The organism is Klebsiella sp. DY2415, from assembly GCF_026314315.1.
Taxonomy (GTDB): Bacteria; Pseudomonadota; Gammaproteobacteria; order Enterobacterales; family Enterobacteriaceae; genus Klebsiella; species Klebsiella ornithinolytica.
Window position 1 is genome coordinate 383,688 of record NZ_CP111115.1, and the last position, 24,311, is coordinate 407,998.

15 protein-coding genes are annotated in these 24,311 nt (G+C 56.4%); 10 read left to right on the plus strand and 5 right to left on the minus strand.

Features of this window, described 5'->3' with window-relative positions:
• Positions 1–32 precede the first annotated feature (32 nt).
• The 5 genes from glgB to glgP all read left to right on the plus strand — a co-directional run bounded on the left by glgB (position 33) and on the right by glgP (position 9,466).
• Positions 33–2,219, plus strand: coding sequence for a 1,4-alpha-glucan branching enzyme (gene glgB / locus OQV00_RS01760; RefSeq protein ID WP_004868525.1), 2,187 nt, complete (start codon positions 33–35; stop codon positions 2,217–2,219).
• Positions 2,216–4,192, plus strand: a complete 1,977-nt coding sequence (gene glgX, locus OQV00_RS01765) for a glycogen debranching protein GlgX (protein ID WP_015585603.1) — start codon at positions 2,216–2,218, stop codon at positions 4,190–4,192. Before glgB ends, glgX begins: the two co-directional genes overlap by 4 nt.
• 80 nt (positions 4,193–4,272) lie before the next feature.
• Entirely contained in the window at positions 4,273–5,568 is a 1,296-nt protein-coding gene (gene glgC / locus OQV00_RS01770) for a glucose-1-phosphate adenylyltransferase (RefSeq protein ID WP_004868522.1), read from the plus strand.
• The gene (gene glgA, locus OQV00_RS01775; protein ID WP_004868519.1) at positions 5,568–7,001 is read left to right on the plus strand and encodes a glycogen synthase GlgA; all 1,434 of its coding nucleotides are present in this window, start codon (positions 5,568–5,570) and stop codon (positions 6,999–7,001) included. The genes glgC and glgA overlap by 1 nt, the downstream gene beginning before the upstream one ends.
• Positions 7,002–7,018: 17 nt before the next feature.
• Complete coding sequence (gene glgP, locus OQV00_RS01780) at positions 7,019–9,466, plus strand: glycogen phosphorylase (RefSeq protein WP_004868517.1); 2,448 nt, start codon at positions 7,019–7,021, stop codon at positions 9,464–9,466.
• Positions 9,467–9,552: 86 nt separating this feature from the next.
• On the opposite strand, the gene glpD is transcribed toward glgP, so the two are convergent.
• Complete coding sequence (gene glpD, locus OQV00_RS01785; protein WP_004868514.1) at positions 9,553–11,061, minus strand: glycerol-3-phosphate dehydrogenase; 1,509 nt, start codon at positions 11,059–11,061, stop codon at positions 9,553–9,555.
• A gap of 213 nt (positions 11,062–11,274) precedes the next feature.
• Here glpD and glpE point away from each other — a divergent pair, with 213 nt between their 5' ends.
• The 3 genes from glpE to OQV00_RS01800 all read left to right on the plus strand — a co-directional run bounded on the left by glpE (position 11,275) and on the right by OQV00_RS01800 (position 13,405).
• On the plus strand, positions 11,275–11,604 hold the full coding sequence (gene glpE / locus OQV00_RS01790) for a thiosulfate sulfurtransferase GlpE (RefSeq protein ID WP_266279756.1): 330 nt from the start codon (positions 11,275–11,277) through the stop codon (positions 11,602–11,604).
• A 140-nt stretch (positions 11,605–11,744) separates the two neighbouring features.
• Positions 11,745–12,575, plus strand: a complete 831-nt coding sequence (gene glpG, locus OQV00_RS01795; RefSeq protein ID WP_004868509.1) for a rhomboid family intramembrane serine protease GlpG — start codon at positions 11,745–11,747, stop codon at positions 12,573–12,575.
• A 71-nt stretch (positions 12,576–12,646) separates the two neighbouring features.
• The gene (locus tag OQV00_RS01800; RefSeq protein WP_004868507.1) at positions 12,647–13,405 is read left to right on the plus strand and encodes a DeoR/GlpR family transcriptional regulator; all 759 of its coding nucleotides are present in this window, start codon (positions 12,647–12,649) and stop codon (positions 13,403–13,405) included.
• A gap of 6 nt (positions 13,406–13,411) precedes the next feature.
• Here the strand turns inward: OQV00_RS01800 and malT are convergent, their stop codons facing one another.
• Positions 13,412–16,117, minus strand: coding sequence for an HTH-type transcriptional regulator MalT (gene malT, locus OQV00_RS01805; protein WP_004868506.1), 2,706 nt, complete (start codon positions 16,115–16,117; stop codon positions 13,412–13,414).
• 621 nt (positions 16,118–16,738) lie between these two features.
• Between malT and malP the strand changes: the two genes are divergently transcribed.
• Positions 16,739–19,129 (plus strand): maltodextrin phosphorylase, encoded by a 2,391-nt coding sequence (malP, locus tag OQV00_RS01810; RefSeq protein WP_004868504.1) that lies wholly within the window; start codon positions 16,739–16,741, stop codon positions 19,127–19,129.
• Positions 19,130–19,139: 10 nt separating this feature from the next.
• On the plus strand, positions 19,140–21,227 hold the full coding sequence (gene malQ / locus OQV00_RS01815; protein WP_015585606.1) for a 4-alpha-glucanotransferase: 2,088 nt from the start codon (positions 19,140–19,142) through the stop codon (positions 21,225–21,227).
• A 103-nt stretch (positions 21,228–21,330) separates the two neighbouring features.
• Here the strand turns inward: malQ and gntT are convergent, their stop codons facing one another.
• From gntT to gntX, 3 genes are all read right to left on the minus strand, one after another.
• On the minus strand, positions 21,331–22,647 hold the full coding sequence (gene gntT / locus OQV00_RS01820) for a gluconate transporter (protein WP_015585607.1): 1,317 nt from the start codon (positions 22,645–22,647) through the stop codon (positions 21,331–21,333).
• Between the two features lie 346 nt (positions 22,648–22,993).
• Entirely contained in the window at positions 22,994–23,569 is a 576-nt protein-coding gene (nfuA, locus tag OQV00_RS01825; RefSeq protein ID WP_004868496.1) for a Fe-S biogenesis protein NfuA, read from the minus strand.
• 58 nt (positions 23,570–23,627) lie between these two features.
• A complete protein-coding gene (gene gntX / locus OQV00_RS01830) occupies positions 23,628–24,302 on the minus strand; it encodes a DNA utilization protein GntX (RefSeq protein ID WP_004868494.1) in 675 nt (224 codons plus the stop codon).
• Between the last annotated feature and the right edge of the window lie 9 nt (positions 24,303–24,311).

The window sequence follows — 24,311 nt, forward strand, 5'->3', positions numbered from 1 at the left end:
GGAAAGGGCGACACTTACAACAGGATGAAACCATGTCTAATCGTATCGATAGAGACGTGATTAATGCGCTTATTTCTGGCCATTTTGCGGATCCCTTTTCCGTACTTGGAATGCATCAAACCGATGCCGGTCTGGAAGTGCGCGCATTATTACCCGATGCCACCGATGTATGGGTGATTGAACCGAAAACCGGGCGCAAAGTCGGCAAACTCGAATGCCTCGACTCACGCGGATTCTTTAGCGGCGTACTGCCGCGCCGAAAAAATCCTTTTCGTTACCAGCTGGCCGTCACCTGGCACGGTCAGCAAAACCTGATTGACGACCCTTATCGCTTTGGTCCGCTGCTGCAGGATCTTGATGTCTGGCTGCTGTCAGAAGGCACTCATCTACGGCCTTATGAAACGCTGGGGGCACACGCCGACACGATGGACGGCGTCACCGGCACGCGCTTTTCCGTCTGGGCGCCGAACGCCCGTCGGGTTTCCGTTGTCGGACAGTTCAACTACTGGGATGGCCGCCGTCATCCGATGCGCCTGCGCAAAGAGTCCGGCATCTGGGAGCTGTTTGTGCCCGGCGCGCATAATGGCCAGCTGTATAAATTTGAACTGATTGACGCCCACGGCCATCTGCGCGTGAAGTCCGACCCTTATGCCTTTGAAGCGCAAATGCGCCCGGAAAGCGCGTCGCTTATCTGCGGCCTGCCGGAAAAGGTCGAACAGCCGCAGTCCCGTAAGCAGGCCAACCAGTTTGATGCGCCGATTTCGATCTATGAAGTCCATTTGGGCTCCTGGCGTCGCCATACCGATAACAACTTCTGGCTGAGCTACCGTGAACTGGCCGATCAGCTGGTGCCCTACGCGAAGTGGATGGGCTTCACCCATCTGGAGCTGCTGCCGGTAAACGAACATCCGTTCGACGGCAGCTGGGGCTATCAGCCGACCGGGCTGTACGCGCCGACCCGCCGTTTTGGTACCCGTGAAGACTTCCGCTACTTCCTGAATGCTGCCCATGCCGCGGGTCTGAACGTGATTCTCGACTGGGTGCCGGGCCACTTCCCGTCGGATGACTTTGCGCTGGCATCGTTCGACGGCACCGCGTTGTATGAACACAGCGACCCGCGAGAAGGTTATCACCAGGACTGGAATACGCTGATCTACAACTACGGTCGTCGGGAAGTCAGCAACTTCCTGGTCGGGAACGCGCTGTACTGGATTGAGCGCTTCGGGATCGACGCCCTGCGCGTGGATGCGGTTGCGTCAATGATCTACCGCGACTACAGCCGCAAAGAGGGGGAGTGGGTGCCCAATGAGTACGGCGGCCGGGAAAACCTCGAAGCGATTGAATTTCTGCGCAATACCAACCGTGTGCTCGGTGAACAGACGCCGGGAGCGGTCACGATGGCGGAGGAGTCTACCGACTTCGCCGGGGTTTCACGACCGTCTTCGACGGGCGGTCTTGGCTTCTGGTTCAAATGGAACCTCGGCTGGATGCATGACACCCTCGACTACATGAAGCTCGATCCCATCTATCGTCGTCATCATCACGACAAGATGACCTTCGGGATGCTCTACAACTACACCGAAAACTTCGTGCTGCCGCTGTCACACGATGAAGTGGTTCACGGCAAAAAATCGATTCTTGACCGGATGCCCGGCGATGCCTGGCAGAAGTTTGCCAACCTGCGCGCCTACTATGGCTGGATGTTTGCCTTCCCGGGGAAAAAACTGCTGTTTATGGGCAACGAATTTGCCCAGGGGCGGGAGTGGAACCACGACGGTAGCCTTGACTGGCATCTGCTGGAAGGCGGCGATAACTGGCATCACGGCGTCCAGCGCCTGGTACGCGATCTGAACCATACCTATCGCCACCATAAAGCGCTGCACGAGCTGGATTTTGACCCCTACGGCTTTGAATGGCTGGTGGTGGACGATCATGAGCGCTCGGTATTTGTCTTCGTCCGTCGCGATAAGGCCGGCAATGAGATTATCGTTGCCAGCAACTTCACGCCGGTGCCGCGCTACGGCTATCGTTTCGGGATTAACCAGCCGGGGCGCTGGCGTGAAGAACTGAATACCGACTCGATGCACTACCACGGTAGCAACACCGGTAACGGCGGCATCGTGGAAAGCGAAGCCATCGCCAGCCACGGGCGTGAGCATTCTCTCTCGATTACGCTACCGCCGCTGGCGACCGTTTGGCTGGTACGGGAGGCAGAATGACGACACTGGCGGCCGGAAAACCTTCGCCGTTGGGTGCAAGCTATGACGGAAAGGGGGTGAATTTCACCCTCTTTTCCGCCCATGCCGAGCGGGTTGAACTCTGCGTATTTGATGCCCAGGGCAATGAGCAGCGGTTCGATTTACCCGCGCGCACGGGCAATATCTGGCACGGCTGGCTTGCTGCCGCCGGGCCGGGTCTGCTCTACGGCTACCGTGTGCATGGGCCGTGGGATCCGGCGCAGGGGCACCGCTTTAATCCGGCCAAGCTGCTGCTCGACCCGTGCTGTCATCGGGTTGAGGGCGTACTGCCCGATGATGAGCGTCTCCACGGCGGCGATCTTTCTCCCGATCGTCGTGACAGCGCGGCGATTGCGCCAAAGTCGCAGGTTGTGGATCTGCGTTACAACTGGCAGAACGATGCGCCGCCGGGAACCCCCTGGGGTGAAACGGTTATCTATGAGGCCCATGTTAAAGGGCTGACCTGGCTGCATCCCGGGCTGCCGGAGTCGATTCGCGGCACCTATAAAGCGCTGGGTCATCCGGTGATGATCGATTACTTCAGGACCCTCGGCATTACGGCGCTGGAGCTGATGCCGGTGGCGCAGTTCGCCAGCGAACCGCGCCTGCAGAGAATGGGGTTAAGCAACTACTGGGGCTATAACCCAATGGCGATGTACGCGCTCGATCCGCGCTATGCCAGCGAGCCTGCGCGTGCGCTGGATGAGTTTCGCGATGCGGTAAAGGCGCTGCATGCGGCGGGGATCGAAGTGATCCTCGACGTGGTGCTGAACCACAGTGCTGAAATTGATCTGGAAGGACCGACCTTCTCTTTGCGCGGAATCGATAACCGTAACTATTATTGGATCAGAGAAGACGGGGATTACTACAACTGGACCGGCTGCGGAAATACGCTCAATCTCAGCCAGCCGGACGTGGTGGAGTATGCCCGCCAGTGTCTGCGGTTTTGGGTCGATGAGTGCCACGTCGATGGCTTTCGCTTTGATTTAGCCTCGGTGATGGGACGCACGCCGGAATTTCGCCAGGATGCGCCGCTGTTTGAAGCGATCCGTAACGATCCGCAGCTGGCGGCCGTGAAGCTGATTGCCGAACCCTGGGATATTGGCGCCGGCGGCTACCAGGTGGGAAACTTCCCGCCGCTTTTTGCCGAATGGAATGACCATTTTCGCGATGTCGCCAGGCGCTTCTGGTTACAACAAAGCATCTCATTGGGCGAGTTTGCCCGGCGTTTTGCCGCGTCCAGCGATCTCTTTCAGCGTAACGGTCGCCAGCCCGCGGCGGCGGTGAATCTGATCACCGCCCACGATGGCTTCACCCTGCGCGACTGCGTTTGTTTCAATCAGAAACATAATGAGGCGAATGGTGAAGAGAATCGCGATGGGACTAACAATAACTACAGCAGCAATCATGGTATAGAGGGAACAGGGGGCAGTCTTGATGTGCTTGAGCGGCGCCGGGACAGCGTTCATGCCCTGCTCTCGACGCTGCTGCTGGCACAGGGCACGCCGATGCTGCTGGCGGGTGACGAGCATGGTCATAGCCAGCACGGCAACAATAACGCGTATTGTCAGGACAACGCATTGACCTGGCTTGACTGGAACCAGGCAAATAGCGGGCTGACGGCATTTACCGCCGCGCTCATTCACCTGCGTCGATGCATACCGGCATTAACCAGTAACCGCTGGTGGCAGGAAGGGGACGGCAACGTTGTTTGGCTAAACCAGTATGCGCAACCGTTAACTGCCGATGAATGGCAGCACGGCACCGCGCGTCTGCAAATTTTGCTGTCTGGCCGTTGGTTAATGACGGTGAATGCCACCCCAGAGGTGGCGCATATGGAGTTACCTGAGGGGGAGTGGCACGCCGTTCCTCCTTTCGCCGGAGAGGATAATCCGGTCGTCATGGCTGTCTGGCATGGGCCCGCGCACGGAGTGTGCGTATTTCAAAGGTCGTAAGCCCTGAAGCTTCCGGTTGCACTCGCGGCCGCTACGCGGTGAGAGGGACAGGAAGGCTGGGATGTAAAAAGGAGTTAATCATGGTTAGGCTAGAAAAGAACGATCCGTTGATGCTGGCGCGTCAGCTCCCCATCAAAACCGTGGCGTTGATTCTTGCGGGTGGACGCGGTACCCGGCTTAAGGACTTAACTATTAAGCGTGCAAAACCGGCTGTCCATTTCGGCGGTAAGTTTCGCATAATTGATTTCGCATTATCTAACTGCATTAACTCAGGTATTCGCCGCATCGGCGTCATCACCCAGTATCAATCGCACACTCTGGTTCAACATATCCAACGCGGCTGGTCATTTTTTAGTGAAGAAATGAACGAGTTCGTGGATTTACTGCCCGCGCAACAGCGTGTGCATGGCGAAAACTGGTATCGCGGCACGGCTGATGCGGTGACGCAGAACCTCGATATCATTCGTCGCTACAAAGCGGAATATGTGGTGATCCTCGCCGGCGATCATATTTACAAGCAAGACTACTCGCGCATGTTGATCGATCACGTCGAAAAAGGGGCTCGCTGCACCGTGGCCTGTATGCCGGTGCCCATCGAAGAGGCATCCGCCTTTGGCGTGATGGCGGTTGATGAGAGCGACAAGATCATTGAGTTTGTCGAAAAGCCCGCCGTACCGCCCGCAATGCCGAGCGATGAGACCAAATCGCTGGCCAGCATGGGGATCTATGTCTTTGATGCGGATTATCTTTATGAACTGCTGACTGAAGATGATAACGACGAAAACTCCAGCCACGATTTCGGTAAAGATATTATTCCGAAGATCACTGAAGCTGGCATGGCTTATGCACATCCTTTCCCGCTCTCCTGCGTGCAGTCTGACCCGGATGCGGAACCGTACTGGCGCGATGTGGGTACGCTTGAAGCCTACTGGAAAGCGAACCTTGACCTGGCTTCGGTGACGCCGGAGCTGGATATGTACGATCAGAACTGGCCGATTCGCACCCATATGGAGTCTCTGCCGCCCGCGAAGTTCGTTCAGGACCGCTCTGGTAGTCACGGTATGACGTTGAACTCGCTGGTTTCCGGCGGCTGTATTATCTCCGGCTCCGTGGTGGTGCAATCGGTGCTGTTCCCGCGCGTGCGCGTGAATTCATTCTGTAATATTGATTCGGCAGTCTTATTGCCAGAAGTGTGGGTGGGGCGCTCATGCCGCCTGCGCCGCTGCGTAATCGATCGTGCCTGCGTGATTCCTGAGGGCATGGTGATCGGCGAACACGCGGAAGAAGATGCGCGTCGGTTCTACCGTTCAGAGGAAGGTATCGTGCTGGTGACGCGTGATATGTTGCGGAAGTTGGGGCATAAACAGGAGCGATAATGCAGGTCTTACATGTATGTTCAGAGATGTTCCCGCTGTTAAAAACCGGCGGTCTGGCGGATGTAATCGGCGCGCTGCCTGCGGCGCAAATCGCTGAGGGTATCGATACGCGCGTGCTGCTGCCGGCGTTCCCGGACATTCGCCGTGGCGTCACCGATGCGCAGGTGGTGACGCGCCGGGATACTTTTGCCGGACGCATGACGCTGCTGTTTGGTCACTATAACGGCGTGGGGATCTATTTGATTGATGCCCCGCATCTCTACGACCGCCCAGGGAGCCCTTACCACGACACCAACCAACATGCTTACACCGACAACGTGCTGCGTTTTGCGCTGCTGGGGTGGGTAGGCAGCGAGATGGCCTGCGGACTGGACCCTTTCTGGCGTCCTGATGTCGTGCATGCTCACGACTGGCATGCAGGCCTGACTCCTGCCTATCTGGCCGCGCGTGGACGCCCGGCGAAATCGGTCTTTACGGTACACAATCTGGCCTATCAGGGGATGTTCTACTCCTGGCACATGAATGAGATCGAACTGCCGTGGTCGTTCTATAACATGCATGGTCTGGAGTTCAACGGCCAGATCTCGTTCCTCAAGTCCGGGCTCTATTACGCCGATCATATTACGGCGGTCAGCCCGACCTACGCGCGTGAAATAACCGAACCGCAATTTGCCTACGGCATGGAAGGGCTGCTGCGTCAGCGCCAGCACGAGGGGCGACTATCGGGGATCCTGAACGGCGTGGATGCGGGTATCTGGAACCCGGAGAGCGACCTGCTGCTGGCGTCGCGTTATGACCGCGATCGCCTTGAAGACAAAGCGGAGAACAAGCGCCAGCTGCAAATTGCGATGGGGCTGAAAGTCGACGACAAAGCCCCGCTGTTCGCCGTGGTCAGCCGTCTGACCAGCCAGAAAGGGCTGGATTTAGTTCTCGAAGCGCTGCCGGGCCTGCTTGAGCAGGGTGGGCAGCTGGCGCTGCTGGGCGCAGGGGACCCGGTACTGCAGGAAGGTTTTCTGGCTGCGGCCGCCGAGCACCCGGGCAAAGTTGGCGTGCAGATTGGTTATCACGAGGCTTTTTCACACCGCATTATGGGGGGCGCCGACGTGATTCTGGTTCCCAGCCGTTTCGAGCCCTGTGGCTTAACCCAGTTGTATGGCCTGAAGTACGGCACGCTGCCGCTGGTGCGGCGTACCGGTGGTCTGGCGGATACCGTGACCGACAGTTCGCTGGAAAATCTGGCCGATGGCGTAGCCAGCGGTTTTGTCTTTGAAGACAGCAATGCACTATCGCTGCTGCGGGCAATTCGGCGCGCGTTCGTGCTGTGGTCGCGCCCGTCGCTCTGGCGTTACGTTCAGCGTCAGGCGATGAATATGGATTTTAGCTGGCAGGTCGCGGCGCACTCTTATCGCGAACTTTATCAACGCTTGCTGTAACCACAGGAGTCATTGCGATGAATGTACCCTTTAGCTATGCATCACCCACGCTGAGCGTTGAGGCGTTAAAGCACTCTATTGCCTATAAGCTGATGTTTATCATTGGTAAAGATCCGGCTATCGCCAATAAGCATGAGTGGCTCAACGCCACGCTGTTTGCCGTCCGCGACCGTATGGTGGAGCGCTGGCTGCGCTCTAATCGTGCTCAGCTTTCTCAGGAAGTACGCCAGGTTTATTACCTGTCGATGGAGTTTCTGATTGGCCGTACGCTTTCTAACGCCTTGCTGTCGTTGGGCATCTACGAAGATGTGAACAGCGCGCTGGAAGAGATGGGGCTGAACCTTGAAGAGCTGATTGACGAAGAGAATGACCCGGGGCTGGGTAATGGCGGTCTTGGGCGCCTGGCCGCCTGTTTCCTCGATTCGCTGGCGGCCCTGGGCCTGCCTGGCCGTGGTTACGGTATCCGCTATGACTACGGGATGTTTAAGCAAAACATCGTTGACGGCCGGCAGAAAGAGTCGCCGGATTACTGGCTCGAGTACGGCAACCCGTGGGAATTTGAACGGCATAATACGCGTTACAAAGTGCGCTTCGGCGGACGCATTCAGCAGGAAGGTAAACAGTCGCGCTGGGTTGAAACCGAAGAGATCCTGGCGGAAGCCTACGATCAGATTATCCCGGGTTTTGATACCGATGCGACCAACACGCTCCGTCTGTGGAGCGCCCAGGCCAGCAGCGAGATTAACCTCGGTAAATTTAATCAGGGTGATTACTTCGCGGCGGTGGAAGATAAAAACCATTCCGAAAACGTCTCCCGGGTACTGTATCCGGACGACTCGACCTACTCCGGGCGCGAGCTGCGCCTGCGTCAGGAATATTTCCTCGTCTCCGCGACGGTACAGGATATTCTCAACCGCCATTATCAGCTGCATAAAACCTTTGCTAACCTGGCAGACAAAATTGCGATTCACCTTAACGACACCCATCCGGTGCTGTCGATTCCGGAGCTGATGCGCCTGCTGATTGATGAGCATAAGTTCGGCTGGGATGAGGCGTTTGAAGTCACCTGCCAGGTGTTCTCCTACACCAACCATACGTTGATGAGTGAAGCGCTCGAGACCTGGCCTGTCGATATGCTGGGGAAAATTCTGCCGCGCCATTTGCAGATTATTTTCGAGATCAATGACTACTTCCTGAAGACGCTGCAGGAGCAGTATCCTAATGATACGGCGCTGCTAAGTCGCACGTCGATTATTGACGAATCCAACGGCCGCCGGGTGCGCATGGCGTGGCTGGCGGTGGTGATTAGTCATAAGGTGAACGGCGTTTCCGAACTGCACTCCCGGCTGATGGTGGAGTCGTTGTTTGCCGACTTCGCGAAGATTTTCCCGATGCGCTTTATTAACGTCACCAACGGCGTGACGCCGCGTCGCTGGCTGGCGCTGGCGAATCCGCCGTTGTCGAAGGTGCTGGACGAGAACATCGGTCGTACCTGGCGTACCGACCTCAGCCAACTGCAGGAGCTGGAGCAGCATATTGACTATCCGACGGTCAATCAGGCCGTACGTCAGGCGAAGCTGGAGAACAAGCAGCGTCTGGCAAACGTGATTGCTCATCAGCTGAATGTGGTGGTGAACCCGAAAGCGCTGTTCGACGTGCAAATCAAACGTATCCACGAGTACAAGCGTCAGCTGATGAATGTCCTGCACGTGATTACCCGCTACAACCGTATTAAGGCCGATCCTGACGCCGTATGGGTACCGCGCGTGAATATCTTTGCCGGGAAAGCCGCCTCGGCTTATTACATGGCCAAGCACATTATTCATCTCATTAACGATGTGGCGGCGGTGGTGAACAACGATCCGCAGATTGGCGATAAGCTAAAAGTGGTGTTTGTCCCGAACTACAGCGTTAGCCTTGCGCAGCTGATTATTCCGGCGGCGGATCTTTCAGAGCAGATCTCGCTGGCGGGTACGGAAGCTTCCGGAACCAGTAATATGAAATTTGCGCTTAACGGCGCTTTGACCATCGGTACCCTGGACGGCGCGAACGTCGAAATGCTGGAGCACGTGGGCGAGGATAATATTTTTATCTTCGGCAATACCGCAGAACAGGTGGAGGCGCTACGTCGTAACGGCTATAAGCCGCGGGAATTTTACGAACAGGATCCGGAGCTGCATCAGGCGCTGACGCAAATCGGTACCGGGCTGTTCAGCCCGTCGGAGCCGGGTCGCTATCGCGATCTGCTGGATTCGCTGATCAACTTTGGTGACCATTATCAGGTGCTGGCGGATTACCGTAGCTATGTGGATTGCCAGGATAAGGTGGATGAGCTGTATCGTCATCCGGAAGAGTGGGCGATGAAAGCGATGCATAATATCGCCAACATGGGCTATTTCTCTTCTGACCGTACGATTCAGGAATACGCTGACCATATCTGGCATATCGACCCGGTACGGCTGTAGCCGGTTACGCAGTGAAAACGGGGCCGCTGGCCCCGTTTTTTATGCACTATCCCGACAAACTCCGCGCCAGCGCGGGTCGTTCGGGCTTAAGAAGCCAGCGAAAGCTCAGACTTTCCCACGTGCTGCGCCAGCCATTCGCCGATCCGCGCCTGCTGCGAGTCATTCAGCCACATTCCCTGTTTCGTCCGGCGCCAGATGGCATCCTCAAGCGTGCGTACCCACTCATGCTCCACCAGGTATTTGAGCTCGGCTTCATAGAACTCATGGCCAAAATCCTCACCCAGATCCGCTATCGATGCCGCCTCTGCGAGGATCAGCTCGCTGTTGCTGCCGTAGGTGCGGGCATAGTGACGCGCCATCGATTCGCTGATAAATGAGAACCGGCGGCGCAGCCTGGCCGCGTAATCGTCGCGGTCGCCGTCGATATCCCCGCCGGGCAGCACGGCCGTTTTGGTCCAGGCCGGGCCGATGCCTTTGTAGTAGGGCGTCAGTTTTTCCAGCGCGTGCTCGGCCAGCTTGCGATAGGTTGTCAGCTTGCCGCCAAATACCGACAGCAGCGGCGCCTGGCCCTGTTCGTCATGGATATCCAGGGTGTAGTCGCGGGTAATCGCCTGCGGCGAGTCCGATTCATCATCGCACAGCGGACGGACGCCGGAGTAGGTCCAGACGATATCGTCGCGGGACAGCGTCTTTTTGAAGTGCGCGTTATAGGCGTTCAGCAAATAGTTGATCTCGTTGTCATCGATCGCCACTTTCTGCGGGTCGCCATTGTACTCAACGTCGGTGGTACCGATTATCGAGAACTCATCCATCCACGGGATCACGAACACAATCCGTTTGTCTTCGTTTTGCAGAATGTAGGCCTGTTTCTGGGTGTGCACACGCGGCACCACGATGTGGCTGCCTTTAATCAGGCGAATGCCGTACGGTGAGCGCAGATGCATCCCTTCGTCAAAGAAGTGTTTGACCCACGGGCCGGTCGCATTGACCAGACCACGGGCCTGCCAGGTGAATTTCTCGCCGGTATCGATATCTTCCGCCTCGACAATCCACAGGCCGTTTTCGCGTTTTGCCGAAATTGCCCGGGTACGAGTCCGGACCTCGCCACCTTTACGTACCACCATCTGCGCGTTAGCCAGTACCAGACGCGCATCGTCTACCCAGCAGTCGGAATATTCGAAACCGCGCACGATTTCAGGTTTTAATACCGATTCTGCGCCAAATCGCAAGCCGGTCGAACCGGGTAAGCTGGTGCGTTTCCCGAGGTGATCGTACATAAACAGACCGATACGGATCATCCAGGCCGGGCGCAGGTGCGGGCGATGCGGCAGGCGAAAGCGCATGGGAAAAGCGAGATGCGGCGCCATTTTTAACAGCACTTCGCGTTCGGCCAGCGCTTCGCTGACCAGACGGAATTCATAGTGTTCAAGGTAGCGCAGCCCGCCGTGAATCAGCTTCGAACTGGCGCTGGAAGTGGCGCAGGCGAGATCGCGCGCTTCCAGCATCAGTACGGATAAACCACGCCCGGCGGCGTCTGCCGCGATACCGGCACCGTTGATGCCTCCCCCTATCACAATCAGATCTTTGGTTTCCACGTTCGCTACCTCTGGCACTTTCGTTTAAGCTCAAAAATGTTCGTTATCGCTCAATATAGCAAACAAACGCGCCATTGGTAACATCAAAAAAACATTTCAGAGTGATGCGTGTAACATATTGGCGTTTATTTCCCGTCTGACGGTAAACTAGGCAGTAGAATCATGGCCGGCTATCTGCCAGCAATATTATTCCGCTATATAGAGAAAGAGCACATGGACCACTTTGAATGTATCAATGTTGAAGAAGCGCACCAGAAACTGCATCAGGCAAAGGCGGTGCTGGTGGATATCCGCGATCCGCAGAGTTTTGCGATGGGGCATACGCCGGGTGCGTTTCATCTGACCAACGATACGCTGGGCGCGTTTATGCGCGATAATGACGTTGATACCGCGGTGATGGTGATGTGCTACCACGGCAATAGCAGTAAAGGCGCCGCGCAGTATCTGCTACAGCAGGGCTATGACAAGGTTTACAGCGTGGATGGTGGGTTCGATGCGTGGCATCGTCATTTCCCGGCGGAAGTGGAACATGGCGCGTTTTAAACGTTAGCACGCCATTCCGTTATTCCCGTCCTGTTTCAGATGGCATGGCTGCGGATGCGTTGTTCAGGGACGCCCAGGGCGCGCCACTCCTGCAACTCGTATATACTAGCCCCCTTTGTGTGGAATAAGCGATCCGCCGTATGTTAATGATTACCTCTTTTGCTAACCCGCGTGTGGCCCAGGCGTTTGTCGACTACATGGCTACGCAGGGCATTATCCTGACCATTCAGCAGCATGATCAGAGCGATGTCTGGCTGGCCGATGAGAGTCAGGCCGGGCGGGTGCAGGCCGAACTGGCTCGCTTCCTGGAAAACCCCGCCGATCCACGCTATCTGGCGGCCAGCTGGCAATCCGGACAGACCAACAGCGGTTTGCGCTACCAGCGTTTCCCTTTCTTTGCCACTCTGCGTCACAACGCCGGGCCGTTTACCTGGGCCATTTTGCTTGTCTGCATCCTGGTCTTTGTGCTGCAAAACATCATCGGCGATCGGCCGATCATGCTGCTGCTGGCCTGGCCTTATGACCCGTCGCTGAAATTTGAAGTCTGGCGCTACTTTAGCCATGCTTTCATGCACTTCTCGCTGATGCATATCCTGTTTAACCTGCTATGGTGGTGGTACCTCGGCGGTGCGGTGGAAAAACGCATCGGCACCGGCAAACTGGTGGTCATTACCGTTATTAGCGCCTTGTTAAGCGGGTTTATTCAGCACCAGTTTAGCGGCCCCTGGTTTGGTGGGCTATCCGGCGTCGTCTATGCGCTGATGGGCTATGTCTGGCTGCGTGGAGAGCGGGATCCGCAAAGCGGCGTCTATTTGCAGCGTGGCTTGATACTCTTCTCTTTAGTGTGGTTAATTGCTGGATGGTTTGATGTTTTTGGCATGTCGATTGCGAACGGTGCGCATGTGGCAGGTCTCCTGACCGGGCTGGCGATGGCGTTGGTCGATACGCAACATGTGCGAAAGCGAACATAGGGCCGCCGACTTACCCGGCTCTCTGCAACGACAGCGCCTTTATGCGAGTCTTATAATCCCAGGGATATTTCATGAAACAAACACAACGTCATGACGCCATTATCGAGCTGGTAAAAAAACAGGGATATGTCAGTACGGAAGAGCTGGTTGAGCAGTTTGCCGTCAGCCCACAGACCATTCGTCGTGACCTGAACGACCTTGCCGAACAAAAGATGATCCTGCGCCACCACGGTGGCGCAGCGCTGCCTTCCAGTTCGGTAAATACCTCCTGGCACGACAGGAAGGCCACCCAGACGCAGGAAAAAGAGCGTATTGCCCGCAAGGTGGCCAGCCAAATCCCCGATGGCGCGACGTTGTTCATCGATATCGGCACCACGCCGGAAGCGGTGGCGCATGCGCTGCTGGAGCATAACGATCTGCGCATCGTCACCAACAACCTTAATGTGGCCACCACGCTGATGGTGAAAGAGGATTTCCGCATTATTCTGGCGGGCGGCGAGCTGCGCAGTCGGGATGGCGGCATTATCGGCGAAGCGACGCTGGACTTTATCTCCCAGTTTCGTCTTGATTTCGGCATTCTCGGTATCAGCGGCGTAGACAGCGACGGTTCGCTGCTGGAGTTTGATTACCATGAAGTGCGCACCAAACGCGCGATCATTGAAAACTCTCGCCACGTGATGCTGGTGGTGGATCACTCGAAATTTGGGCGCAATGCGATGGTGAATATGGGCAGCATCAGCATGGTCGATGCGGTCTACACCGATGTGATGCCGCCGGCAGGGGTACTGAAAGTTATTACGGACAACAACCTTCAGCTGGAACTGTGCTAAACGGCGTTAAACGCCGTAGCCCATCATTTTAAGCAACCGCTGGGCGTGCTGTACCGCATCCTGGCGGTGTGCGACTCCCAGCTTCTGATACAGATTACGAATGTGGGTTTTAATGGTCGTGGCCGCCACGTCCAGCTCACCGGCAATCTGTTCGTTGCTGTAGCCGGAATAGATCAGCCCCAGTACCTGCCATTCACGCTGGGTCAGCGGGCTGGTGCGAATCAGTTCCGGGACTTCCGGGTGACTCAGCAGCCGTTCGACAAAGCCCTCATCAAAGTGGGCAAACTTATGGCGATGGTGCTGGTTGATATCGCGCAGGATGCGCTGGGCGCGGTGCTGTTCCAGCTCCGGCAGCGTATTGAGCTGAATCAGCTGGCGCAGCTGCTGCGCCATGGCTTCGCCTTCAATCACAAAGTGGTTGATAAACCCGGTGCGGTTGGCGAGTGCGAGCGCCTCCAGCAGGACTTTCTGCGCCTCGCTTTTCCGTCCTGCCTGCCAGTAAAGCTGGTTGAGCAACAGCAGGTTGCGGTTAATATCGCTCATCAGACGCAGCGAGCGGGCATTGTCGTTGAGCTCTTCCAGCACCATTTCCGCCGAGTCAAAATCACCCAGCAGAATTTGCGCCCGGGCGATGTTGCGCCACTGGCTTTGCAGGAAGTGGTTATTGGCGAATTCGGGTTTCGGCGTCTGGCGCAGCCAGTTGGCGGCCGCGGCTTTATCACCGACCATCTGCCAGTAGATCACCCGGACTTTATCGGCATTCGAAACCCAGTCGCTATGATAGTGACCGTTGCCGAGCAGGTTTTCCAGGCGGTTGAGGTGGCTGCGGGCGTTATCCAGATCGCCGCGTGCCAGCGAGCACTGCACCATCAGAGCCAGACACTGCAGCTGCTGCTGCGGTTGATAGCTTGACAGGACATCCATGCCATTACGTGCGGACGCTTCCGCCTCATCCAGCCGCGCCCAGGCCCACAGCAGCTGTGAGCGAATACGCAGCAGGAATTCATGCATCGGCAGCTGCTCGAGATGCTGCTCGCGGATAAGCTGGAAAGCTTTCTCCTGCACTTCCCAGGCGGCCTGCAGGAAGCCCTGGGCAAAGAGAATCTCGCTTTGCTGGATCATGCTCCACAGCGCGTAATGCCAGATGTCGTGGCGGCGGGCCATCTGCTCCGTCTGTTGCATCACCGCCAGAGATTTACTTAACTGGCCTTTACAATGCAGCACTTCGCCATGCACCGATGTAGCCACAATTCGGCTGTAGTAGCTGGCCAACGGCAGCTCTTCTAACGCGACCATGGACAGACGCTCGGCCTCTTCCTGATCGCCGGCATTAATGGCCACCTGTGCACGCAGGGCGTTGAAATCGCCATGCATCGCGGTATCCATTTTCATGTCCATCTCCTGCTCGGCGCGCGCCAGCAGGGTGTTGACTTCGCTGTAACGGTGCTGGCTTTGCATCAGCCAGGCCTGCAGCAGGAGCAGACGCGGATTTTCCAGCAGGTTTGACCACGGCAGCGCCGCCAGCGACTGTTCGAGCAGTCCCAGTTCGCTGTGGTTGAACATGCCCCAGGCGTGATTCAGTAAAATATCGCGCAGCATTTTCGCATCGCCGGCCGCCAGCGCATGATGAATGGCTTCGCTGGGGAAGCCCAGCGCCATCCAGCCTTCGGCGGCAGAGCGGTGAATTTCAGGTAATTCGGTTGCCAGCTCCCACTGGCAGCGCTGGCGCAGGAAATTGCCAAACAGGGGGTGATAGCGGAACCATTCGCCGGAGTCGTCCATCCGCTGCATGAACAGGCCCTGACGCTCAATCTCTTCCAGCTGCATTTGCCCGTTTTCTTCCCCGGTCACGCGAACGATGAGCGCATCGTTCATTGAACGCAGCAGCGAGCTTTTCAGCAAAACATTACGCGTTCGCGCGTCGACATTATCCAGTACCTCATCCACCAGATAATCGGAGAGATGGCTGGCATTTATACCGGCAAGACGACGGGCGGAGTGGTGGGCGGAAGAGTTATTCTGGCGGGCGGAAAGAGCAATAAGCTGAAGCGCCGTGGCCCAGCCGGCGACGTCGTCGCACAGCCTGCTGCTGTCTTCAGCCTCAATCGGCGAAGCCAGACGACAGTCGAAAAAGAGTTTTGCTTCCTGATGGGTAAACGCCAGCTGCTGGCTGCCGATTTCCAGCAGCTGATCGCGCACGCGCAGGTTGGCAATACCGAGCTGCGGCAGGTTGCGCGAGAGCACCACCAGGGTCATATTCTCCGGCTGATGGCGGAGGAAGAAGCGCATCGCATCGTGAATCACCGGATTGTTGATCAGATGATAATCATCAATCACCAGATACAGCGGGCGCTGCCAGTCGGCAAGCTCAATAAACAGCTGCGCAAAAAGCGAGGGCAGGCTGGCATACTGGCGTTTCTGCACCATGTTTTCGCTGGCCACGCAGTGGCCGCCGGTAGCCTGCTGAACAGAGGCGATCAGATAACTGGCAAAACGCTCCTGTTGGTTATCGCCTTCATCCAGCGAAAACCAGCCAAGTTCATTTTTCCCCGCCGCCCATTGAGAGATGAGCGTTGTCTTGCCGTACCCAGCGGGGCTGGTGACCAACACGAGACGGTAATTGTTCGCGCCGGAAAGTTTAGCCAGCAATCGCTCGCGAACCACGGTGTGTTCAAGGCGGACTGGGCGACTTAATTTAGACGGAATCAACATAGTTAATCATTTCGCTGTGCAAGAGAGGATTTGCGATTTTTTTTGCGCTTCGTAATTAATGACTATTAAGGTCGGCGATAATGAAAATTATTGCAAGTTATGTCCGAATTTTATGCTCTTGAATTTGCACCAGGTCACAAATTCCCAATTAAAACCCTGCGGTTGTAAAACCGGTACCAGCGTGCGTGATTACTGGGTTTTCCCTTGTTCACTGGTCTAAAAAATGGCTTTCACTCCATTTTTTTGTAGTTGTATGTTTTTATTAAGTTAATTTCAGGACAATCTTATAAATAATCGTTTTGGCGTATTTGTGTCATGAGGCAGAGTTATTTTTACACAATGCTTATTTTTATTTCGTGATAATTGCGGAATGGTGTTTTATCCAACGCTTTGTCTCGGCCTGTAACAAATATTCTTCTGATGGTGATGAACAATATAGTGTTTCTGGGTGGTGAATTTTCCAGCATGTTTCTGGCGGAGAGCTACCGTTATAGTGGCCACGATCACACTTTTCGCTCATCCCTGCTGCTCCTCCCTGTCTAATCCCCATCGGGATGAGGACGTTGCTTTAGGAGGTCGGCACACTAACGCCAACGTTTTAGTAAAGGACCCGGATTTCTTATGTCACAGACTTCTTTTAATAAAGATCAGTTTCAGGCTGCACTGACCCGTCAGTGGCAGCATTTTGGCTTACAGTCCGCTTCTGAGATGACCCAGCGTCAGTGGTGGCACGCCGTAAGCGGTGCGCTTGCCGAGCTGTTGGCCGCTCAACCGGTGGCGAAACCCGCCAAAGGGCAGCGTCACGTCAACTATATCTCTATGGAGTTTTTGATCGGTCGTCTGACCGGCAACAACCTGTTGAATCTGGGTTGGTATCAAGGGGTGAGCGATGAGCTGAAGGCTCATGACATTCACCTGACCGATCTGCTGGAAGAAGAGATTGATCCGGGCCTCGGCAACGGCGGTCTGGGTCGTCTGGCGGCATGTTTCCTCGACTCCATGGCGACCGTTGGCCAGTCGGCAACCGGCTATGGCCTGAATTATCAGTATGGTCTGTTCCGTCAGTCTTTCGCAGATGGCCAGCAGGTTGAAGCGCCGGATGACTGGGGGCGTAGCCGCTACCCGTGGTTCCGTCATAACGAACAGCTGGATGTGCAGGTTGGGATCGGCGGTAAGGTCAGCAAAAGCGGCGCCTGGGAACCGGCGTTCGTGATTACCGGCCAGGCCTGGGATCTGCCGGTGCTGGGGTATCGTAATAACGTCGCGCAGCCGCTGCGTCTGTGGCAGGCGACCCATGCTCATCCATTTAATCTGACCAAATTTAACGATGGCGATTTCCTGCGCGCAGAGCAGCAGGGTATCGACGCGGAAAAACTGACTAAAGTGCTTTACCCGAACGATAACCATCAGGCAGGGAAAAAGCTGCGCTTAATGCAGCAATACTTCCAGTGCGCCTGTTCGGTTGCCGATATTCTGCGTCGCCACCATCTGGCGGGTCGTAAGCTGGCAGAACTGGCGGATTACGAAGTGATCCAGCTCAACGATACCCACCCGACCATCGCCATTCCTGAACTGCTGCGCGTGCTGATCGATGAGCACCAGCTGAGCTGGGATGACGCCTGGGCCATTACCAGCAAAACCTTCGCCTACACCAACCATACGCTGATGCCTGAAGCGCTAGAGTGCTGGGACGAGAAGCTGGTTAAAGCCCTGCTGCCGCGTCATATGCAGATCATCAAAGAGATTAACGACAGATTTAAGAAGCTGGTCGAGAAAACCTGGCCTGGCGATAAGCAGGTGTGGGCAAAACTGGCGGTGGTGCATGATAAACAGGTTCGCATGGCGAACATGTGTGTGGTCAGCGGCTTTGCGGTCAACGGCGTTGCCGCGTTGCACTCCGACCTGGTGGTGAAAGATCTGTTCCCGGAATATCACCAGCTGTGGCCGAATAAGTTCCACAACGTGACCAACGGCATTACGCCGCGTCGCTGGATTAAACAGTGCAACCCGGAACTGGCTGCGCTGCTGGATAAGACGCTGAAGAAAGAGTGGGCTAACGATCTCGACCAGCTGATCCATCTGGAGAAATATGCTGACGATGCGGCGTTCCGCCAGACCTACCGTGAGATTAAGCTGGCTAACAAAGTTCGCCTGGCTGAGTTTGTTAAGACGCGTACCGGTATCGAGATCAACCCGCAGGCGATTTTCGATATCCAGATTAAGCGTCTGCACGAGTACAAGCGTCAGCATCTCAATCTGCTGAACATTCTGGCGCAGTACAAAGAGATTCGCGAAAACCCGCAGGCGGACCGCGTACCGCGCGTGTTCCTGTTCGGGGCGAAAGCCGCACCGGGTTACTACCTGGCGAAGAATATTATTTTTGCTATCAACAAGGTGGCGCAGGCGGTGAATAACGATCCGCTGGTGGGCGACAAGCTGAAAGTGGTCTTCCTGCCGGATTACTGCGTCTCTGCGGCGGAAATGCTGATTCCAGCGGCGGATGTCTCTGAACAGATCTCCACGGCGGGGAAAGAAGCCTCCGGTACCGGCAACATGAAGCTGGCGCTGAACGGCGCATTGACCGTCGGGACCCTGGACGGTGCGAACGTTGAAATCGCCGAACAGGTCGGCGAAGAGAATATCTTTATCTTCGGTAATACCGTTGAAGAAGTTAAGGCGCTGAAAGCGAAAGGTTATGACCCGCTGAAATGGCGTAAAAAGGACAAGCTGCTGGATGCGGTCCTGAAAGAGCTGGAAAGCGGCAAGTATAGCGATGGCGACAAGCATGCTTTCGACCAGATGCTGCACAGCCTGCTGAAAGGCGGCGACCCGTACCTGGTGCTGGCTGACTTCGAAGCGTATGTTGCTGCGCAGAAGCAGGTGGATGAGTTGTACCGCGATCAGGAAGCCTGGACTCGTGCGACGATTCTGAATACCGCGCGCTGCGGCATGTTCAGCTCCGACCGCTCAATTCGCGACTATCAACAACGTATCTGGCAGGCAAAACGCTAAGGACAGGCCTATGGAGACTAAACGCCTTGATAACGCCGCGCTGGCGGCGGGAATAAGTCCCGACTACATCAATGCGCACGGTAAGCCGCAGTCGATTGCTGCGGCGACTAAACAACGTCTGCTGGATGCGATGCATCGTACAACAACCGCCACGAAAGTGGCGGTTGACCCGCTGCCGCCGGTGCAGGTTTTCACACACGGCAAGAAAATGTCGCTGCCGGTAGCCGGTCGTGGGGAATTCCAGTGGATCCTCACCACCGAAGAGGGGAAACAGTATCAAGGCAAAGTGCGTGGAGGAGAGCTCCTCCCGCTGCCGGCCAAACTGCCGGAAGGCTATCATTCGCTGACCCTGACTCAGGATGGCGAACGCTGGCATTGTCGGGCGATTGTGACGCCGGTGCGTTGCTATGAACCACAGGCCCTTAAAGAGGGGCAAAAACTGTGGGGCGCCTGCGTACAGCTTTATACGCTGCGCTCGGAGAAAAACTGGGGAATCGGCGATTTTGGTGATTTACGCGCGATGCTGCCGGAGATTTCCCGGCGCGGCGGCGCGTTTATCGGTCTTAACCCGATTCATGCGCTCTATCCGGCAAACCCGGAGAGCGCCAGTCCCTACAGCCCATCCTCACGCCGCTGGCTGAACGTTATCTATATTGACGTTAACGCGGTCGATGATTTTCGTCTGAGCAAAGAGGCGCAGGCCTGGTGGCAATCACCGGAGACGCAGCGGGCATTACAAGCCGCGCGTCAAACCGAGGATGTGGATTATACCGCGGTGACCGCGTTGAAAATGACCGCGCTGCGCATGGCCTGGAAGCGATTTTCCACCCGTCACGATGAGGCGATGGCGGAGTTCCGTCAGTTCGTGCTTCGTGAAGGCGAAAGCCTGTACTGGCAGGCGGCGTATGATGCCCTGCACGCCTGGCACGTACAGCAAGATCCGCTCCGCTGGGGCTGGCCTGCCTGGCCAAAAGCGTATCAGGATATCAGCAGTCCGGAAGTGAAAGCATTCTGCACCGAGCAGGCCGACGAGGTGAGTTTCTACCTCTGGCTGCAGTGGCTGGCGTATTGCCAGTTCGCCGAATGCTGGCACACCAGCCAGCACGACGCGATGCCGATTGGTCTGTACCGCGATCTGGCGGTGGGCGTGGCGGAAGGCGGTTCGGAAACCTGGTGCGACCGCGAGCTGTATTGTCTGAAAGCCTCCGTCGGGGCGCCGCCGGACATTCTTGGCCCGCTGGGGCAAAACTGGGGTCTGCCGCCGATGGATCCGCATATCATCGTCGCCCGTGCCTATGAGCCGTTTATCGAGCTGCTGCGTGCCAACATGCAAAACTGCGGTGCATTGCGCATCGACCACGTGATGTCGGTTCTGCGTCTGTGGTGGATTCCGTATGGTGAAACCGCTGACCACGGCGCCTATGTGCAGTACCCGGTCGACGATCTGCTGTCGATTATGGCGCTGGAGAGCCAGCGTCATCGCTGTATGGTGATTGGCGAAGATCTGGGTACCGTCCCGGTGGAGATTGTCGGCAAGCTGCGTAAGAGCGGCGTCTATTCCTACAAAGTGCTCTATTTCGAAAATGACCATGAGAAGACGTTCCGCGCGCCGCAGACGTATCCGGAACAATCAATGGCGGTGGCGACAACGCATGACCTGCCAACGCTGCGCGGTTACTGGGAAAGCGGAGACCTGACGCTGGGTAAATCGTTAGGTCTGTATCCTGATGAAGTGGTTCTGCGTGGCCTGTATCAGGATCGTGAACGGGCGAAACAGGGGCTGCTGGATGCGCTGCATCAATATGGCTGCCTGCCAAAACGCGCCGGGCATAATGCCTCGCTGATGGCGATGACGTCGACCCTCAATCGCGGGATGCAGCGTTACATTGCGGACAGCAACAGCGCATTGTTGGGGTTACAGCCGGAAGACTGGCTGGAAATGGCGACCCCGGTCAATATCCCGGGCACCAGCAGCGAATATCCGAACTGGCGGCGTAAGCTCTCCACGACCCTTGAGCAGATGTTTGCCGATGAGCGGGTGAATAAGCTGATTAAGGATCTGGATAAGCGGCGCAAAGCGGTCGCTAAGAAGAAATAGTGTCGCCGTTTCCCCGGTGACGCCGGGGAAAAGCTGTGAAAAAAGCCAATAAAAAGGCCGGGTCGCGTATGCGGACCCGGCCTTTTTTATGCTGACGCCTGGCTTACACCACCATCCCCAGCAGCAGACAGCCAACCAGGCCGCAGACTGAGATAATGGTTTCCAGCACCGACCACGACCGGATGGTCTCGCCGATGGTCAGGTTGAAGTATTCCTTAAACAGCCAGAATCCCGGATCGTTCACGTGAGAGAAGATAACGCTGCCGGAACCAACCGCAATGACCATCAGTTCCGGGCTGACGCCGGTGGTGGCAATCAGCGGTGCGGCAATCCCGCCGGCGGTGATGGCGGCAACGGTCGCAGAACCGAGCGCAATACGCAGTACCGCCGCGATAGACCAGGCCATAAACAGCGGGGACATGTTGGATTCATGCATGATAGAGGCGATGTATTTATCCATGCCGCTATCCACCAGCACCTGTTTGAAGGCGCCACCGCCGCCGATGATCAACAGCATCATAGCGATAATTTTGATCGAAGAGGTCAGCGTGTCGTTGATCTGCTCCATGGAACGTCCACGGTTCAGGCCGAAGGTGAACAGGGCGATGAGAACCGCAATCAGGGTCGCCATTACCGGGTCGCCGAAGAACTCGGCAACCGGCAGGAAGGCGTGGCCTTTCGGCAGGATCATCTCGGCAACGGCGCGCATCGCCATCAGGATCACCGGTACCAGTGAGGTCCAGACGCTGACGCCAAAGCCTGGCATCTCTTCTTCGGTGAAGGTTTTCGGGTTGTGCAGGCCTTCCGGAATCGGTTTATCGATGCCTTTCAGGAAGCGAGCGAAAACCGGACCGGCAAGGATAACCGTCGGAATAGCCAGAATCGTACCGTACAGCAGGGTCTTACCCATATCAGCATGGAAGATTGTGGCAATCGCCGTTGGGCCCGGGTGCGGAGGCAGGAAACCGTGAGTCACGGATAGCGCGGCCGCCATCGGAACGCCGACGTACAGCAGCGGGATGCGGGCAGACGCGGCAATGGTGAACACCAGCGGCAGCATCAGGACGAAGCCCACTTCGTAGAACAGCGCGAAGCCGACGGTAAAACCGGTCAGCACGACGGCCCACTGGATGTGCTTTTTACCGAACTTAGCGATTAAGGTTGTGGCAATGCGCTGAGCGCCGCCGCAATCCGCCAGCAGCTTACCGAGCATAGCGCCAAAGCCCATGATCAGCGCGAGGCTGCCGAGGGTTCCCCCAACGCCGTTTTTAATGGATACGATGACTTTATCCAGAGGCATGCCTTGCATAAGTCCGACGGCGAGTGCCACCAGAACCAGAGCGATGAAGCCGTTCATTTTGAAACGGATCATCAGCAGTAACAGCAGGGCAACCCCGATAGCAACGATGACTAATGGCATAATTTACCTGGCCTTACATTTGTTATGGGTAACGTCAAATTTCAATCTTTTTCGTTTGCTCTGCCTGAGCCGGCAAACGGTATGGCGCCATAAAATCGACTATCACTCCTGTAGGAAAGGATAGCTGGCTATTTTTATAGCAGCGGTGCCTGAAAGAGATGATACGGGTAACATGGGCGGGTTGAGAATCACCCGCCGGGGTAAAATTTTAAATATGAGACTTAAGTCATACTCTTTCCCGGGTTTTTACCGGGTGGCTCAGGGGGAAATGTTGTGCGGTAACATTGACAGGGGCGGCCCGGCCGGGCAAATGCCGCCGGGCTTAACATCGGGAAGAGGGGCGTACTTAGTAGTAAGAGTGCTCGCCGCGCTGGTGTTCGGTCAGATCGCGCACGCCTTTCAGCTCAGGGAATTCGTTTAGCAGCTGTTTCTCGATCCCTTCTTTCAGGGTCACATCGACCATTGAACAGCCGTTACAACCGCCGCCGAACTGCAGGATGGCCAGACCGTCTTCGGTGATTTCCATCAGCGTGACGCGTCCGCCGTGGCCGGCCAGCTGTGGGTTAATCTGGGATTGCAGCATGTATTCAACGCGTTCCATCAGCGGAGCATCGTCGGAAACTTTGCGCATTTTGGCATTCGGTGCTTTCAGCGTCAGCTGAGAGCCAAGCTGATCGGTGACGAAGTCAATTTCAGCGTCTTCCAGATACGGCGCGCTGAGTTCGTCGACATACGCAGTCAGTTGCTCAAACTTCAGCGCCGTGTCGGTGTCTTCCACCGCATCCGGTGGGCAGTAGGATACGCCGCACTCAGCGTTTGGGGTGCCGGGATTAATCACAAATACGCGAATTTGTGTCCCTTCTTCCTGATTTACCAGCAATTTGGCAAAGTGCGCTTGTGCAGCATCGGAAATACGGATCATAGCGTTGGCCTAATAGTTGACTATTTTACTTGGTTATAATACGCCCATCAGCAGGGGTCTACAAGGTACGGCATATACACCATACCTGAACCGTCGCGGCGCCGTTTTGCAAAAGCAGGCGGGATATTTCAGCGACGGTGCTTCCGGTTGTGACGACATCATCCACAATGGCGATATGGAGGCCGCGCACCGATATTTCAAGCTGAAAGGCATTTTTCAGGTTCTGTTTACGCAAGCGTGCGGAGAGATGGTGCTGGGTCGCAGTGCGTCGGTTGCGCCGCAAAGCGTCATGGTGCCAGGCGCACTGCAGCCAGTGCGCCAACGGTCGGCATAGCAGGTCGCTTTGATTGAAGCCTCGCCGCCATTGACGTCGCTGCCACAGCGGGACGCTGACGAGACGGTCTGGCCGGGGAAATCCTTCCCTCTGGCGAACGCGTAACAGCAGCAGACGCGCCAGCGCTGGCGCCAGCTCCGGTCGGCGGGAAAACTTAAGCTGATGTATCAAACCGCTCAGCGGTGGCCGGTAATCATTGACCGTCACCAGCCGTTGCCACGGCGGAGGATCCCGCAGGCAGCGGCCGCAGGAGACTCTGCTGACCGCTGCAGGCAGCCCGCACCGTGGGCAAAGCGAATGGGCAAACGCCAGAGAGGTGGCGCAGCGGGAGCAGATTCCCCAGCGGGCGATCGCCACCGGCATTTGGCATAGCCAGCATAAGCTGTGTGCTGTTAGCATATTTCACCT

Excerpts from the sequence above, each read along its gene's own strand:
- glgB (WP_004868525.1), top strand. The coding sequence starts at position 33 with ATGTCTAATCGTATCGATAGAGACGTGATTAATGCGCTTATTTCTGGC.
- glgX (WP_015585603.1), top strand. The coding sequence starts at position 2,216 with ATGACGACACTGGCGGCCGGAAAACCTTCGCCGTTGGGTGCAAGCTAT.
- glgC (WP_004868522.1), top strand. The coding sequence starts at position 4,273 with ATGGTTAGGCTAGAAAAGAACGATCCGTTGATGCTGGCGCGTCAGCTC.
- glgA (WP_004868519.1), top strand. The coding sequence starts at position 5,568 with ATGCAGGTCTTACATGTATGTTCAGAGATGTTCCCGCTGTTAAAAACC.
- glgP (WP_004868517.1), top strand. The coding sequence starts at position 7,019 with ATGAATGTACCCTTTAGCTATGCATCACCCACGCTGAGCGTTGAGGCG.
- glpE (WP_266279756.1), top strand. The coding sequence starts at position 11,275 with ATGGACCACTTTGAATGTATCAATGTTGAAGAAGCGCACCAGAAACTG.
- glpG (WP_004868509.1), top strand. The coding sequence starts at position 11,745 with ATGTTAATGATTACCTCTTTTGCTAACCCGCGTGTGGCCCAGGCGTTT.
- OQV00_RS01800 (WP_004868507.1), top strand. The coding sequence starts at position 12,647 with ATGAAACAAACACAACGTCATGACGCCATTATCGAGCTGGTAAAAAAA.
- malT (WP_004868506.1), bottom strand. The coding sequence starts at position 16,117 with ATGTTGATTCCGTCTAAATTAAGTCGCCCAGTCCGCCTTGAACACACC.
- malP (WP_004868504.1), top strand. The coding sequence starts at position 16,739 with ATGTCACAGACTTCTTTTAATAAAGATCAGTTTCAGGCTGCACTGACC.
- malQ (WP_015585606.1), top strand. The coding sequence starts at position 19,140 with ATGGAGACTAAACGCCTTGATAACGCCGCGCTGGCGGCGGGAATAAGT.
- gntT (WP_015585607.1), bottom strand. The coding sequence starts at position 22,647 with ATGCCATTAGTCATCGTTGCTATCGGGGTTGCCCTGCTGTTACTGCTG.
- nfuA (WP_004868496.1), bottom strand. The coding sequence starts at position 23,569 with ATGATCCGTATTTCCGATGCTGCACAAGCGCACTTTGCCAAATTGCTG.
- gntX (WP_004868494.1), bottom strand. The coding sequence starts at position 24,302 with ATGCTAACAGCACACAGCTTATGCTGGCTATGCCAAATGCCGGTGGCG.